At 57.3% G+C, this 15,450-nt stretch carries 14 protein-coding genes; 13 read left to right on the top strand and 1 reads right to left on the bottom strand.

Going from position 1 to position 15,450, the window contains the following annotated elements; translation table 11 throughout:
- Nucleotides 1-73: 73 nt before the first annotated feature.
- From IM700_RS02580 to IM700_RS02560, 5 genes are all read left to right on the top strand, one after another.
- Nucleotides 74-1,882: an ABC transporter ATP-binding protein gene (locus IM700_RS02580; protein ID WP_193416683.1), complete on the top strand. Its 1,809-nt coding sequence runs from the start codon at nt 74-76 to the stop codon at nt 1,880-1,882.
- Nucleotides 1,860-3,812: an ABC transporter ATP-binding protein gene (locus IM700_RS02575; protein ID WP_193416682.1), complete on the top strand. Its 1,953-nt coding sequence runs from the start codon at nt 1,860-1,862 to the stop codon at nt 3,810-3,812. Before IM700_RS02580 ends, IM700_RS02575 begins: the two co-directional genes overlap by 23 nt.
- Nucleotides 3,812-4,576, top strand: a complete 765-nt coding sequence (locus IM700_RS02570) for an AAA family ATPase (RefSeq protein ID WP_193416681.1) — start codon at nt 3,812-3,814, stop codon at nt 4,574-4,576. The genes IM700_RS02575 and IM700_RS02570 overlap by 1 nt, the downstream gene beginning before the upstream one ends.
- A gap of 79 nt (nt 4,577-4,655) precedes the next feature.
- Complete coding sequence (locus tag IM700_RS02565; RefSeq protein WP_193416680.1) at nt 4,656-5,522, top strand: SDR family oxidoreductase; 867 nt, start codon at nt 4,656-4,658, stop codon at nt 5,520-5,522.
- A gap of 128 nt (nt 5,523-5,650) precedes the next feature.
- On the top strand, nt 5,651-5,920 hold the full coding sequence (locus tag IM700_RS02560) for a hypothetical protein (RefSeq protein ID WP_193416679.1): 270 nt from the start codon (nt 5,651-5,653) through the stop codon (nt 5,918-5,920).
- Nucleotides 5,921-6,100: 180 nt separating this feature from the next.
- On the opposite strand, the gene IM700_RS02555 is transcribed toward IM700_RS02560, so the two are convergent.
- Complete coding sequence (locus IM700_RS02555) at nt 6,101-6,412, bottom strand: putative quinol monooxygenase (RefSeq protein ID WP_239483540.1); 312 nt, start codon at nt 6,410-6,412, stop codon at nt 6,101-6,103.
- 157 nt (nt 6,413-6,569) lie between these two features.
- On the opposite strand from IM700_RS02555, the gene IM700_RS02550 reads away from it, so the two are divergent.
- The 8 genes from IM700_RS02550 (at nt 6,570) to IM700_RS02515 (ending at nt 15,417) form a co-directional block, all read left to right on the top strand.
- Nucleotides 6,570-7,457, top strand: coding sequence for a TIGR01777 family oxidoreductase (locus tag IM700_RS02550; RefSeq protein WP_193416678.1), 888 nt, complete (start codon nt 6,570-6,572; stop codon nt 7,455-7,457).
- 20 nt (nt 7,458-7,477) lie between these two features.
- A complete protein-coding gene (locus IM700_RS02545; protein ID WP_193416677.1) occupies nt 7,478-8,239 on the top strand; it encodes a methyltransferase domain-containing protein in 762 nt (253 codons plus the stop codon).
- A 2-nt stretch (nt 8,240-8,241) separates the two neighbouring features.
- Nucleotides 8,242-8,622, top strand: a complete 381-nt coding sequence (locus IM700_RS02540) for a VOC family protein (protein ID WP_167521283.1) — start codon at nt 8,242-8,244, stop codon at nt 8,620-8,622.
- Nucleotides 8,623-8,730: 108 nt separating this feature from the next.
- The gene (locus IM700_RS02535; protein WP_193416676.1) at nt 8,731-10,050 is read left to right on the top strand and encodes an extracellular solute-binding protein; all 1,320 of its coding nucleotides are present in this window, start codon (nt 8,731-8,733) and stop codon (nt 10,048-10,050) included.
- 63 nt (nt 10,051-10,113) lie between these two features.
- The gene (locus IM700_RS02530) at nt 10,114-10,992 is read left to right on the top strand and encodes a carbohydrate ABC transporter permease (protein WP_193416675.1); all 879 of its coding nucleotides are present in this window, start codon (nt 10,114-10,116) and stop codon (nt 10,990-10,992) included.
- An 18-nt stretch (nt 10,993-11,010) separates the two neighbouring features.
- Complete coding sequence (locus IM700_RS02525) at nt 11,011-11,904, top strand: carbohydrate ABC transporter permease (protein WP_418888760.1); 894 nt, start codon at nt 11,011-11,013, stop codon at nt 11,902-11,904.
- Between the two features lie 40 nt (nt 11,905-11,944).
- A complete protein-coding gene (locus tag IM700_RS02520; RefSeq protein ID WP_193416674.1) occupies nt 11,945-13,828 on the top strand; it encodes a cache domain-containing sensor histidine kinase in 1,884 nt (627 codons plus the stop codon).
- Nucleotides 13,825-15,417, top strand: a complete 1,593-nt coding sequence (locus IM700_RS02515) for a helix-turn-helix domain-containing protein (RefSeq protein ID WP_193416673.1) — start codon at nt 13,825-13,827, stop codon at nt 15,415-15,417. The genes IM700_RS02520 and IM700_RS02515 overlap by 4 nt, the downstream gene beginning before the upstream one ends.
- Nucleotides 15,418-15,450: the final 33 nt, after the last annotated feature.

The following is a 15,450-nucleotide window of genomic DNA, read 5'->3' as shown; positions in this document are numbered from 1 at the left end:
TGTTTTATAATAAAACAGCAGAGTTTACCAATTTGGCGATTCTTACGGAATCACCCGGACTGGAGGAATCAGGATGTCCGTTATGACCGCTATTTTTAGAAAATACCGGGTTGCCGCCATTTCGGCGATCGTCATGCTGCTGATCGAGCTGGCGGTGGAGCTGGTTCAGCCGCTGATCATCTCGCGGATCATCGACCAGGGGATTCGGCAGCACGAGGTGTCCGTCGCCTGGATTTGGGGCGGGGTGCTGATGGCGAGCGCATTGGTGGCGTTTCTCGCCGGGATTACCAGTTCCTTCTTCGCCTCGCATGTGAGTCAAGGCTTCGGTTATGACCTGCGCGACAAGCTGTACGAAAAGGTGCAATCCTTCTCGTATGAGGTATTTAACCGTTTTGCGGCTTCTTCGTTGATCACCCGGCTGACCGGGGACATCACGGTTCTGCAGGATGTGATTTTTATGTGCCTGCGCTTTGCTTCGCGGGTGCCGCTGGTTGTGATTGGGAGCGTCGTAATGGCTTTGGTCGTCCATGCGAAGCTGGGGCTGCTGCTGACGATTACGGTTCCCGTGCTGCTGGGATTTGTCCTGTGGATGATCCGTAAAGCGTCCGCTTTATTTCGTACGGTGCAGCGGCGCACAGACAGCGTCAATGGCCTGATTCAGGAAAATCTGACCGGCATGCGCCTCATCCGCGTCTTCGTGCGGATGTCGCATGAGATCGGGCGCTTTGAACAGCGCAACCGGGATTTGCGTCAGGGCACAGTCGCCGCGCTGAAGCTGACGGAGACAACGATGCCGTTCCTGCTGTTCATCATGAACGCCGGGATCATTGCGGTGCTGTGGTTTGGCCGGGTCGAAATCGCGGACGGGGGCGCCAGCGTTGGCGAAGTCGTCGCCGTCATCAACTATTCGCTGCGGACGATCGGCGCGTTATCGGCTTTATCCTGGATCATGAGCTCCCTGTCGCGGGGAGCCGCATCAGGCGGACGGGTACGCGAAGTGCTGGAGGAGGATGATCCGGCCGGGGAGCGCGAAGGTCGTTTGACGGAGGCGGTTGGTGAGAAAACGGATGGAGAGTTGGGGGTAACGGCGGAGATGGCGGCAGCAGCGGGAGTGTCACCGATCCAAGGCCGCATCGAGTTTAGCGAGGTCTCCTTCCGTTATCCGGGCCGCGACGTGATGGCGCTGGAGCACGTATCGTTTACGGTGGAGCCGGGGCAGCGAATCGCCATCATGGGCGCGACCGGTTCGGGGAAAACATCTCTGGTGCAGCTGATCCCCGGCATGTACGAGCCCACGGAGGGAACGATCCGTATCGATGGGATCGATATCCGCGAGCTCGATCGGAGACGGCTCCGACGCGCCATCGGTTATGTGCCGCAAGAGGTCATGTTATTCTCCGGAACGATCCAGGAGAATATTGCCTGGGGCCGCGAGGATGCGACGCTGGAGCAAATTCAGGCCGCGGCTCGGCAGGCGCAAATCCACGAGACGATCGAGCGGCAACCGCACGGCTACGAGACGCGGCTCGGTCAGCGCGGCGTTAATCTGTCCGGCGGGCAGAAACAGCGTTTGTCGATCGCCCGGGCGCTGGTGCGGCAGCCGGCCATCCTGATTCTGGACGACAGCACCAGCGCGCTGGACGTCCGCACGGAGGCAGCTTTGCTGGAGGAGATCTCGAGCCTTTCTTGCACGACGCTGCTTATTACTCAGAAGATTAGCTCGACAGCTACGGCGGATTTGATTCTTCTTATGGATGACGGGCGGCTGATTGCCAGCGGGAAACATGAGGAGCTGCTGCAGCATTCGGAATTGTATCGGCGGATTTGCGAATCCCAGCAAGGAAAGGAGGCGGAACCCCATGCCGTTCAAGACCTTCACTGAACCGTTTCGCCATCCGTACCCGAAGCTGGGTCCATCCTCGCAGGCAACGCAGGGCGGAGGGGCTCGTCAGGACGCTCCGTCTGCGACGGCGGCTGCGCCGCGCCGGCCCGGACATGGCGGCGGACCCGGCGGCGGACCCGGCGGCGTAAGGCCTAAGGTGCGGGCTAAAAATTGGTCAGGCACGTTAGGGCGGATTTGGAGTTACCTATCTGCCCATAAAGCCCGGCTGGCGACCGTCTTGCTGATGGTTGTCTTCAGCTCGGGATTAGCACTGCTAGGCCCATACCTGGTCGGGATGGCAGTGGATGATTACTTGGAGTCAGGTGGCGGCCGTCCTTGGGTAATGTTCCTCATCGGATTAACGCTGGTGTTTGCCGGTTCGTCGCTCACGTCCTGGCTGCAAAACATCTGGATGATCGGAATCGCTCAGGAGACGGTGTACCGCATGCGCTCCGAGTTGTTCGCCCAGTTGCATCGGCTGCCGATTCCGTATTATGGGAAACGCCAGCAAGGCGAGATCATGAGCCGACTGACCAATGATATGGACAATGTCAGCTCGACGCTGAACAGCTCGGCGATCCAGATTTTCTCCAGCGTGCTGACGCTTGTCGGAACGGTCGCCGTGATGCTGTACCTCAGCCCGCTGCTGACGCTGCTGACGTTCCTCGTCGTGCCGCTGATGATGGCCGGGATGCGATGGATCACGAAGCGGACGGGGCCGCTGTACAAGCGGCGCCAACAGGATCTTGGCAACCTGAACGGTTACATTGAGGAGACATTGTCGGGGCAGCGGATCATTAAGGCGTTCTCTCAAGAGCAGCGAGTGCTGCAAGACTTCCGCGAACGTAACGGGGCAATTCGTAGCTCCAGCTTCTGGGCACAGACGATATCCGGCTTCATCCCCAAGCTGATGAACGGGCTCAATAACCTGAGCTTCGCGATCGTGGCCGGGATCGGCGGGGTGTTGGCGGTTCAGGGGAGTGCCGGAGTGACCGTCGGGGTGATCGTTGTGTTCGTCGAGTATGCACGGCAATTCACCCGGCCGCTGAACGATCTGGCGAACCAGTGGAACACGTTGCTGTCGGCCATTGCCGGCGCGGAGCGGGTGTTCGAGGTGCTGGACGAGGAGATCGAAGCTAGCGACGAGGAAGAGTCGGTAGAGCTGTCGTCCGTTCGGGGCGAGGTGGTCTTCTCGGACGTCTACTTCTCTTATGAGGAAAATGGAAACGAGGTCGGCGATACGTTGGAGGAGATTAGCTTTACGGCAAATCCGGGCGAGACGATCGCATTGGTCGGGCCGACGGGGGCCGGCAAAACGACGTTGATCCAGTTGCTGTCGCGCTTCTACGAACCATCGCGCGGGACGATCACGGTCGATGGCCGCGATATCCGGACGATCCGGCGCGACAGCCTGCGTTCGCAGATGGCGTTCGTGCTGCAGGAGTCCTTCCTGTTCCAGGGCACGATCCGCGACAATATCCGCTTTGGTCGATTGGATGCGACCGATGCGGAGGTGGAAGAAGCCGCCAAGCTGGCGAACGCACACTCCTTCATCGTGCGGATGCCTGGCGGCTACGACAAGGTACTCGGCGCAGACGGCGGGGGCATCAGCCAAGGGCAACGACAGCTGCTGGCCATCGCGCGGGCGATACTGGCGGATCCGTCGATCCTTGTACTGGACGAGGCGACCAGCAGCATCGATACCGTGACGGAGATCAAAATCCAGGAAGGCCTGCAGTGGTTGATGCAAGGCAGAACGAGCTTCGTGATCGCTCATCGTCTGAACACCATCCGCCAGGCCGACAAGATTCTGGTCTTGAAGGAAGGCCGCTTGATCGAGCAGGGCTCGCACGAGGAGCTCTTGCGACGACACGGGTTCTATCATAGCTTGTACCACGGTGCGCTGGAAGGGGAAGGGAGCGACGTTTAATGGAGTTAAACGCCTTTCTGCGGAGGATCACGCTGCAGCGGCAGGAGGTGCCGACGTTTGCCGACTATCCCTTTCATTTGCCCGCGATCTCGTCGCTGGGTCAGCTGGAGTTCCACCCGAAAGTGACGTACATCGTCGGCGAAAACGGGATGGGCAAATCTACGCTGCTGGAGGGCATCGCCGTCGCCCTGGGGTTTAACCCGGAAGGCGGCACGATGAACTTTAGCTTCGCGACGGCCGAGACCCATTCCGAACTTCATCGCTATCTGCGTACCGTAAGGGGGCCGATGCGGCCGCGGGACGGGTTCTTTTTCCGGGCGGAGAGCTATTATAATCTGGCGACGGAAATCGATAATCTGGATCGAGACAATCATGCGTGGGTCAGTCCGCCGCGGATTGTCGACTCTTATGGCGGAAAATCGCTGCATACGATGTCGCATGGCGAATCGTTTTTTGCCGCGTTCATGAACCGCTTCAGCGGGCGCGGTCTGTACATCTTGGACGAACCGGAGGCGGCGTTGTCCCCGTATCGGCAGATGGCGATGCTGGCGCGAATTCATGAACTGGTCGGACGCCACTCCCAGTTCATCATTTCCACGCATTCGCCGATCCTGATGGCGTATCCGGACAGCCTCATGTACCAGCTCACGCCGGACGGGATCGAGAAGACCACGCTGGAAGAGACCGATCATTACATCATCATGAAGGAGTTCGTCAATCATCGGGAGGGTATGCTAAAGGAACTGTTGCGAGAAGATCATTGACTTCCTTATCTGGTGTAACTATAATGGTTACAGGTAGATCGATGACTTCATGCAGCCCAATCGATAAGGAGGATTCCAGATGAAAATTTTAGTGACAGGGGCAACGGGTCAACTCGGTGCCAAGGTGGTAGAAGCGTTGCTGGCAAAGGTGCCTGCGGAGCAGCTGGCGGTCAGCGTACGTGATCCGGAGAAAGCCAGCGCGCTCAGCGCGCAGGGCGTGGACGTGCGCCGGGGGGATTTCGAGGATCCCGCTTCGCTGGATACGGCATTTGCCGGTGTGGAGCGGCTCTTAATCGTATCGACGCAAGGCGATAACGACACGCGGATCCGCCAGCACTTGGCGGCCGTTGCGGTGGCGCAGCGGGCGGGGGTTCAACTCATCGCTTATACGAGCGTGGTAAATGCAGCCCATAATTCACTGGAGCTGGCGCCTGTTCACAAAGCGACCGAGGAAGCGATCGCGAAGACGGGAATTCCTTATGTGTTCTTACGAAACAACTGGTATATCGAGAACGAAACCGGCACGATCCAAGGCATTTTGGCTGGAGCGCCGCTCGTGACTTCCGCCGGAGAAGGCAAAGTCGGCTGGGATACACGTGAGGACTATGCGCAAGCGGCAGCAGCCGTGCTGACCGGCAACGGGCATGAGAACAAAATCTACGAGCTCTCGGGCACGCCGATTCCGCATGCCGAGCTGGCCCGGATCATTGGCGAGGCCCTGGGCCGTGAAGTTCCGGTCCAACACGTCGACGATGCGACTTACGCCGAAGTGATGCGCGGTGCGGGCGTGCCGGAGCCGGTGGTGCCGTTCCTCGTCTCCATTCAGCGCTCGATCCGCGAAGGGGCGCTGGACGTTCCGAGCGGTGACCTGGAAACTCTGCTGGGCCGTCCGGCAACCCCGCTCGTTGAAGCGGTACGCGACATCGTGAAGGATCTGCAAGCCTAAACAACGAAAGCCCTGTTCCGATATGGAACAGGGCTTTTTTGGGGCTATCTCAAAAGGTAATCGGCCAGGTGGGTTTTATACCGAGCCGATTATTTTCTTTGTTAGCCTAACATGGGATACCGGCAAGAATGTTGCAGTTTGTGCAACAATTTCAGCCGATTCCTTCGCATACTCCACAAAATGCTGCACAAAATGCAACATTCCGGCCGCGCAAGACAGTTTGGGGGGTGGAAATGTTGCAGGAAAAGCAACATTTCACCTCCACAGGCCCGTTTCACACCCACATCCTGCACGAAATGCAACATTTCCGCGAACTGGTTAGTTACGTTTGGGACGAACCCTTTTTTGCGTTCAGCGGCCTTCGATTCCTAGCCAGCCAACTGCAAAAGTGCAGTTGATATTTCGCTAAACCTTCGTATCTCGCGACTGAACTGCAAAAGTGCATTTGATTCAGGGACGAATCCGGGAATAAGAGGTGATTTGCCGGATTTAGACTGCACTTTTGCACTTGATCGCCCGAATCGAACCGAATTGGCGAAAAAGAACTGCACTTTTGCATCTCACTCATGCGCGCGCGGCTACTTGATTCCCTTCCCGCCAACCGGGCGGATCGGAATGGATTCCACGCCGGCGATCAGCGGCATCGCGCGTTGAATCATCGCTCGCGTAGCTTCATCTTGCAGTGAAGCCGCATGAGCTTCCGCGTTGCTCCAAACCTCCGTAACCCACACGGTTTCGGGCTCTGTCTCCGAAACGTTCACCACATACAGCTCGCATTCCGGAACGCTCCCAGCGCCGGTGGCGGCTTCCAGCAAGATGCCGACCAACTGGTCGCGTTCCCCGGGTTTGGCTGTGAATTTAGCGTACATGCCGAACTTGTCCACCGTCATCCTCCTCATATAGTGTCTATAAACTCAACTGTAACTCTAACTTTGCTTAGGAGAATTATCGCCTAACCTCACCTGGCAAGCAACAACTTCATTGGAAAAATCCCCCGTGACGGCATGGTATAATAAAACAAAATGTCAGGGCAAAGGAGCGGATCGCATGCCGAAAGTGGTATTGGCTGGGGGCACCGGGTTTGTTGGACAGGCGTTTGCGCAGAGGTTCAAGGAACTGGGAGCCGAGGTTAAGGTAATCTCAAGACAAGCGCCCCATATTCCCTGGGAGGACCAAAGTGCCATCGTGCAGGCGTTGGAAGGGGCGGATCTGCTGATTAACCTCGCCGGTAGATCGGTGAATTGCCGGTACACCCCTGAGAATCGACGGCTTATTCTGGAGTCACGGACGGAAACAACGCGTCAGCTTGGGGAGTGCATCCTGGCCTGCCAGCGTCCGCCGGCGTTATGGATCAACTCCAGTACGGCGACGATTTACCGGCATGCGGAGGACCGTCCGATGACGGAGGAAAGCGGAGAAGTGGGCTCGGGTTTTTCGGTTGACGTCGCAAAAGCATGGGAGGAGGCGTTCTTCGCCTTTGACCTCCCGGCAACAAGGCGGGTCGCGCTGCGTATTGCGATCGTACTGGACGACGGCGGGGTGATGGGCCCATTGCGTAATCTGGTACGCTTCGGATTAGGCGGAGCCCAAGGGTCCGGCCGCCAGCAGTTCAGCTGGATTCATATGGAGGATCTGTTCCGGATCGTCCGATTCCTGCAGGAGCATCCCGAGCTCGACGGCGTGTTTAACGCCTCCGCCCCGCATCCGGTCACGAACCGGGAGCTGATGGCCGGCTTGCGACGGGCAATGGGCGTTCCAATCGGCCTGCCCGCGCCGAGTTGGCTGCTGGAGCTGGGCGCTCGCCTAATTCGCACGGAGACCGAGTTGGTGCTGAAGAGTCGCTGGGTGTTGCCGGAGCGGCTGCAACGGGCGGGATTCACCTTCCGATTCGATACGTTGGGGAAGGCGCTGCAAGAAATTGTCGCACGTAACTAGGACAAGGGGGAGCAAAGGCAGTGGATCGAAGCGAATTGAAGAAGCGGTGGGAAGCGGAGGAGGCCAAGGTTTTTCAGGGTTGGGATTTCTCCGAGCTGGACGGACGGTTGGAAGAAGAGGAATTGCCTTGGGATTATCGGACCTTGGTTCAGCAGGAGATGAGCGAGAACGCTGTGATGCTCGATATGGGAACCGGCGGGGGCGAGTTTCTGCTATCTTTGTCACCGCCACCCGGCCGTACCTATGCGACGGAAGCGTACCCGCCCAACTATGAGCTGTGTCGGGCCAAGCTGCCGGCTTATGGGATTGAAGTGTCTAAGGTGGAGGAGGATGACCGGCTGCCGTATGAGGATGAATTTTTCAATTTGGTCCTTAACCGTCATGAATCGTTTTCGGCCAAGGAGGTCTATCGAATCCTGAAGCCGGGCGGAGTGTTTATCACCCAGCAAGTGGGTGGGCGGAACAACCGGGAGCTGTCGCGGAATCTACTTGGCGAAGGGGCAATGAAGACGCCCGCCGAGTTCGATTTGGCCCATGCGGTTCGAGACATGATTGAAGCGGGCTTCGACGTCGAGGTTCAGCAGGAGGCTTTTCCCGAGGTGAAGTTTCGCGATGTGGGTGCGCTCGTCTATTTTGCCAAAATCCTAGAATGGGAGTTTGCCGATTTCTCTGTGGAACGTTGTTTCGAGAAGTTATGCGAGTTGCAGAACATTATAGATCAAACCGGATTTGTATCCAGTCGGGAGCATCGGTTTTTGATTCTGGCGCGGAAGGAGAGATGAGGATGAAATTTGTAGATGTCGCGATCTTGACGGATCAGGTGGTGGCGATGACCCGGTTCTATGAAACGGTCCTGCAAGCGACGGCGGTGGGGGACGAGATTCACGTGGAAATGAAGACCGAGGGCACGGGACTCGCGATTTACTCGCGGCGGGCGGCGGAAACGGATATGGGGTTTGATTTCTCCACCTATTGGGGATCGGGGAACTTCACTTTGGGTTTTAATGTTGAGGACGTTGATGCGGAATATGGGCGGTTAAAAGCGCTGGGCGTTGAATTCGTGGCGACTCCTACCACGTACCCTTGGGGAGCCAGGTCGATGCATTTTCGCGATCCGGACGGCAATATCGTGTGCTTTAGAAGCAGAATAGAACCATTTGTCTAAGTTCCAAACCGAAATTTTTCACCCCTGGTGCCGCGATTCGTCTCCTTATGTTTTGAGAGCGCTAACATTACAATGAGTTTAATCAAAGCAAGGGGGGATTCAAATACGATGAAAAAATGGATATCACTATTGTGCAGCGCCGCCATGTTGGCGTTGTTGCTCGCCGGCTGCGGCGGGGGAAATGAGGCTTCGGGCAGCGGAGATAACGGTGGAGAGAAAGTGAGCATCTCGATCTGGCATAACTGGACAGGCCAAGATGCCAAAGCGGTGGCGATGCGGAAAATTATCGAGGATTTCCGGACAGCTCATCCCGAAATCGAGGTTGTTGACGAAGGGCTGCCGACGGACGGGCTGAAGACCCGGCTGCGGACAGTGGCCGCGGCAGACGAAATGCCCGACTTGTTCGTGATGTGGCCGGACGCGATGACGAAGGAATTCGTCAAAGGCGATCTGCTGCAGCCGATCAACGATGAACTGGATGCCAATCCGGATTGGAAGAACAACTTCATTCCGAATGCGCTGGACGGTTACACGGTAGACGGTAAAATCTACTCCGTGCCGATGAACCTGGCGCCAAGCTCTTTTATTTACTACAACGATAGCTTGTTTAAGAAATATAACGTGAAGGTACCGGAAACATGGGAAGAATTAGAGACTGCGATCCAAACGTTTAATGACAACGGCGTGATCCCGATCGCGCTGGGCAACAAAGCGAACTGGGTGGCACAATCGACGTTCTTCAGCACCGTGGGCGACCGGGTTACCGGCACGGAGTGGTTCCTGAAGGCCGTTGCGCAGGATGGGGCCAAGTTTACAGATCCCGAGTTCGTCGAGGCGTTGACCAAGTTCCAGAAGCTTGGCGACATCAAGGCGTTCCAGGATGGCTTCAATAGCCTCGACGAGACGCAGATGATGCAGTTGTACTTCCAGGGGAATGCCGCGATGGTCGTCAACGGCGGTTGGGCGCTGGCCAACCTGGTCAACAATGCGCCGCCGGAAGTCTTGGACAACACGCATATCACCATCGTCCCTACGATTGATGGCGGCAAAGGAGCCGCAGATACGACCGCAGGCGTCGTCGGTACGGGCCTTGGCGTCAGCAAGAAGTTGACCGGTGCCCGGAAGGAAGCGGCGATGAAGCTGTTCTACGCGATGGCAGGTCCCGACGGGCAAAAGGCTACTTTGGACAGCAGCACCTTAGTCAGCTACAACATCGAGCTCGACAAGAGCAAAGCGCATCCGCTGTTCGTAGAGCTGTATGATCTGATCCAACGTGTCAAAATCGTACCCGTTTACGACTCCAAGTTGGGCTCGGCAACCGTAGAAGTGGTGAACAACGGGCTGCAGGAGCTGCTCATGGGCGGCAAAGCGGAGGATATCGCTCGCAAGATTCAGGACGCACAAGCCGCGGCTGTGGCTTCGAATTAGTAGAGTTCCCCCTTCCCCTCAGGGGAGGGGGATTATTTTTTCCCTTAAAGGATGTGAGAGAGCATGAACGCCTTACGCAGCAAGAGCTTTATCATCACCGGCCTGCTGCCCGCGCTGGTGATTTACTCGTTGTTTGTTTTCGTACCGGTGATCTGGTCGGCGTATTACGGTTTCTTCAACTGGTCGGGCATCGGCGAAGCGAAATATACCGGCCTAAGCAACTATGCGGAAATATTGCGGGATCCGGTGTTTTGGCGGGCGCTGAAAAATAATGTCGTGTTCGTGCTGGCTTCGGTGTTCGGGCAAATTCCGCTGGCTCTCGCCTTGGCGGTGTTGTTGCACAAAAGCAATCTGCTGCAGCGCTTCCTTCGCTCGGCGGTTTTTCTTCCGATGGTCTTGTCCACGGTGGTGATCGGGATGATCTGGCAGTACATTTATCATCCGCAGATCGGCATCCTGAACTTTCTGCTGGACGCGCTGGGTCTATCCAGCTGGAAGCTGGAGTGGTTGTCGGACGGCAATATCGCCATTTATTCGCTTCTTCCGCCGCTGATTTGGAGTTATGTCGGACTTTATCTAATCATCTTCATGTCTGCGCTCCAGAACATCCCAGGTGAAATCCACGACGCGGCTAAGATCGACGGCGTCTCCGGCGTTCGCAAGCTCCTGACGATCTCGCTGCCGATGATTAAGAATACGGTACAAGTGGCGGTTGTCCTGTGCATATCGGGAAGTCTCAAGTCCTTCGACCTGGTCTACATCATGACGAAGGGCGGCCCGGCGCATGCGACCGAGCTGCTGGCGACATATATGTACAATTCGACCTTCTCGACCTATCGTTATGGGTTCGGGAGTGCGATTTCCACCAGCATCATGATCATCAGTCTGCTATTGATTGGCACCAGCCAGTGGCTGACCAATCGGAAGAAAGACGCCGCTTAAGATGAAAGGAGGTACCCATTGAACATGAACATGAATCTAACAACCCCTCTATCGGCGAAAAACGCGGGGAATGGCGGCGGCGGGCGGGTGCTGGGCAAAACGGGCCGGCTTTTGTTTTGGGGCCTGCTGACGCTCTATGGGGTGGTGACCCTGTACCCGTTCTTCTGGCTGGTGATCAGCGCGTTTAAGACGAACGCCGATTTCTACGCCCGTCCCTTTGGGCTGCCGCAGGTGTGGCATGGCGACAACTTCACGCGGGCTTGGGAGAGCTCGCGGCTCGGTACCGCATTCGGGAATTCGCTTATTGTGGCTCTCGGATCGCTTGTGCTGACCTTGTTCATAGCCGCGCTGACTTCGTTTATCCTGGCCCGTTTCCAGTTCCGTTGGAAAGGTGGGGTCTTGACCTTCTTCGTGATCGGGATGCTGATCCCGATTCATAGCACCCTGGTTCCGCTGTTTATTCTCATGAAGCAGATGTCGCTGCTGAACACGTATTGGGCGCTGATTCTGCCTTACACCGCATTTGCGCTGCCTACGGCGGTATTCGTGCTGACGGCGTACCTGACGAGTGTGCCCCGCGAGCTGGAGGAAGCGGCTTTTATTGATGGCACCGGCTTGTGGGGGTTATTCTTCCGCATCATGTTGCCGATGTCGGTTCCGGCCTTAGCCACGGTGACCATTCTTAGCTTCCTGCATTCCTGGAATGACTTCTCCTTCGCCCTCGTGTTTATCAACAAGACGGCGCTCAAGACGCTGCCGCTGGCCATCGCTAACTTCGCAGACGGCTACCAGACGGACTACGGCTTGTCGCTGGCGGGCATGACGCTGTCGGTGATCCCGACCATCGTTCTCTATTTACTGTTTCAGGAACAAATGATGAAGGGGATGACGGCCGGCGCGGTGAAAGGATAAGGGAGGAATATCCTACACCGGAGCAAAGGGGGAGCGCAACATGCATAAATGGCTGACTACGTCGCTTCAGCGCAAGCTGTCGGTGGTGGTTGCGGCGTCCATGATCGTGCCGATGTTGGCTTTGGGTTTGTTCGCCTTTATGATCTCTTCCAACATTACAGAGGAGAAAACGAAGCTGACCGGCAGCGACATGCTGAAGCAAATGGATGCCAATCTGCGCTTTATGCTGGAGGATATCGAAACGTTGTCGATCTTCTTGATCGGGGAACGGGATTTGCAGACCTATCTGACCGGCCCGGAGGACAATGAGGCTAAGCGGACCGAGTTAGTAGGGAGAATGACGAATCTGGCGGCCTCCAAGCCTTATATCGCCAATATCGCCATCTATCCCGAACGGTTTGACGGACGCCTGTCTACGGCCACATGGTATGAAAATGAGCTCCCGCCTGCGGCGGCGGAAGCGATTGCCGGGGGCGTGAAAACATGGTCTGGCGTATACGAAATTCGCGATTACGCCGGGATGGAGCAGGTCATGACCTTGTTCCGGCCGATTCGCAGCATCTATGATTTTCGCCGACTGGGTTGGCTGGCGATCAGCCTTGACGAACGGGAGCTTGCCCGCAATCTGGAATCGCCGGAGTTTGGCCAGGGGATGGGTAAAGTCGAATTGATTGGAGAAGACGGTACCATTCTGTCATCCGCCGACAAGTCCAGGTTAGGCCAGCCGCTGGATACCTTTGCGCCCGGCCTGTTCGCTTTGATCCCGGGCGGGGTCGCGGCGGCGGACGACGGAGGGGAACCGCGCAGCAACCGCCTGATTGAGAACGGGAGCGTGATCTATGGCAGCGGGGATTCAAAATCGACGGTGCTGTACCGCCGCGAGCCGTTGACCGGCTGGATGCTGGTGGGCAGTGTCCCCTACGACCAATACCAAGCGGAGAACCGCTATATCTTGACGTTAACCGCTATGGTGGTTGGTGTCTCCGTGCTGGCGTGCACGCTGCTGATTTGGTTTACGGTGCGCCGGATCACCCGGCCGCTGCGCGTGTTGACCCGACATTTGTCGCGGATCGATCCGGAGCGGCCTTTGCCGCGTTTTCCAGCGACCTCGGATGATGAGATCGGCCGGCTAGGTCAGAGCTACAATATGCTCGGCGCTCATATCGAACGATTAAAGCGGGAGGTCATCCGCGGGGAGGCGCGCAAGAAGGAGGCCGATCTGCGGGCATTGCAGGCGCAGATCAATCCGCATTTTCTGTACAATACCTTGTCTTCGATCCATTGGATCGCCTTGATGTCGGGGGAGCGGCGAATCGCCGATATGGTCGAGGGGCTTAGCGACTTCTTGCGGATCAGCCTTAATCAGGGCCGAGATTATTGTCCGGTTGAGCAGGAACTGGCGCATATCCGTAACTATGTTCGGGTCCAATCGATTCGTTTTCCCGATAAGTTTGATGTTGAGTATATCGTGGAGGAGGGGCTTCTGGATAAATGGATGCTGAAGCTGCTGCTGCAGCCTTTGGTGGAGAACGCCTTGATCCATGGGATTCAAAAACGCGAGGGCATCGGAACGATCACCATCCTGATCCAGCCGGAGGGGAAACGCATGCATGTAATGGTCATGGACGATGGGCTGGGGATGAGCGCCGCGCGTTTGGATGAGGTCCGTCAGGCGCTGTCGCTGCTGGGAGCTGAAGGGACAGGGAAATCGCAGGATCAAGCGGCGATGCCGGGGGCGGTTATGGCAGAGACCGCGGCTACGATGGCCACGGTTGCAGAATTGAACGCTGGATATGGGCTTCGCAACGTAAACGAGCGGCTGTTCTTGCATTACGGACAAGAAGCGGGCCTTACCGTAGATAGCCGGGAAGGCGAAGGAACGCAGGTTTCGTTCTCTATTCCGATCATGGAGGGATCGCCATGAACGTATTGATAGTGGATGATGAGGTCATCATCCGGACCGGTCTAGCCAGCGTAATTTCCTGGAGCGAGCTCGGGTTGAATCTGCTTCCGCCGGCCGCATCCGCGGAGGAAGCGCTCGAGCGGCTGGAAGCGGAGCGGCCGGATATCCTGATCACTGATATCCGAATGAACGGCAAGACCGGCTTGGAGCTGGCGGAGGAAGCGGCCGCAAGGCTGCCGGGGCTGGAGGTGATCATTTTGTCGGGTTACGGGGATTTTGCCTATACCCAGCAAGCCATCCGCCAGGGAGTTGGCGACTATCTGCTGAAGACCAGCAAACCGGAGGAAATTATCCGAACGGTGCTTCGGGCCAAGCGACGGCTGCAGGAGCGCCGGGCCGAGGACTCCCGCGCTCAGCGGCAGGCCCGGGAAGAGCGGCGGCGTCAGTTGGTTAAGTGGGTGATCGAAGGCGAGGTAGGATCGGTCCCGGTTCTTTCCGAGCAGGAAAATCAGGAAAGGGAAATCTCTATTAGCCCGGGATACCGGCAGGTTTTACTTTTGTCCGCCGACGGCTGGGGCCAGGAGGACGACGCCGATTCGCTGCTGCGATTTGCCGTGCAAAATATGCTGGAGGACTTGCTGCCGGGTGCGGCGGTATTGATCCACCAAGGTCAAATCGTTTGCGTGACCGGGCCAGACAGGGGGGATGCATTCGCTACGGTCGGGCGTTTGAAGGGGGTACTTGAACGGATCGAAAATCTGCTGAACTGCCGGCTGCGCCTGGCGGCTGGTATTGCCGTGGACGATCTGGACCAGGTCCATCGAAGTTATGTGACGGCGGCCGCCGCCTTTGCTTACCGTGATCTGCTGATGAGCCATAAATTGCTGGATTACCGGGAAATCGCCGACCGCAAAGGCGGGAGGACGGTGTTATCGCAAGAGGAGGAGAACGGGCTTGGCGCGATCCTGTTGGAGCAGGATCCGATGGCCCTGCGGGCTTGGACACAGCGGTTGGCCGACGAGCTGGCCGCGGACCCGGAATGTACGCCGGAATCGTATCAGGCCTGTCTGCAATCGGCGGCCGTCGCCGCGCACCGTTGGCTAGAGCGAACGCTCCGGGCTTTAGGGAAAGAAGGAGAAGCGCGCTTCGAGCCATGGCTGCAGCAGCAGGTCGAAGGGGGCAAGCTGAAAGAGGAGCTGTTTCGTCATCTGCATGCCGTGATGAACTTGTATCACAGCCAGCTCGGCGAAGGGCAGGCTTCCCATGTGCAGCGGGCTAAGGCGTTTATGGAGTCCTGCCCGGCGGGGGAGCTAAGTTTGCAGCAGATCGCAGCTTATGTGCACCTGCATCCCGGGCATCTTAGCGAGCTGTTTAAGAAAGAGACGGGAAGCAACTTCGGCGACTACGTCACCGCTCTGCGGATGCGCCGAGCGATGGACCTGCTGGTCGTATCCCCGGCCAAGGTGAGCGAAATCGCCGGAATGACCGGGTACGAGGACGTGAAATATTTCAGCCGGCTGTTTAAGAAGCATACGGGGAAGACGCCCAGCGAATTTCGCGAGGAAGCGTTAGGTTATGATCCGGCAAGCGTGACAGCGAGCGAGAATTAATCGCCATCCTACATCACCATCGGGAAAAGAGGG

Source organism: Paenibacillus rhizolycopersici (assembly GCF_014947195.2).
In the GTDB taxonomy this organism is placed as follows: domain Bacteria; phylum Bacillota; class Bacilli; order Paenibacillales; family Paenibacillaceae; genus Fontibacillus; species Fontibacillus rhizolycopersici.
The sequence above is the reverse complement of the archived record's forward strand: the minus strand, read 5'-3'. Positions and strand labels throughout refer to the sequence as shown.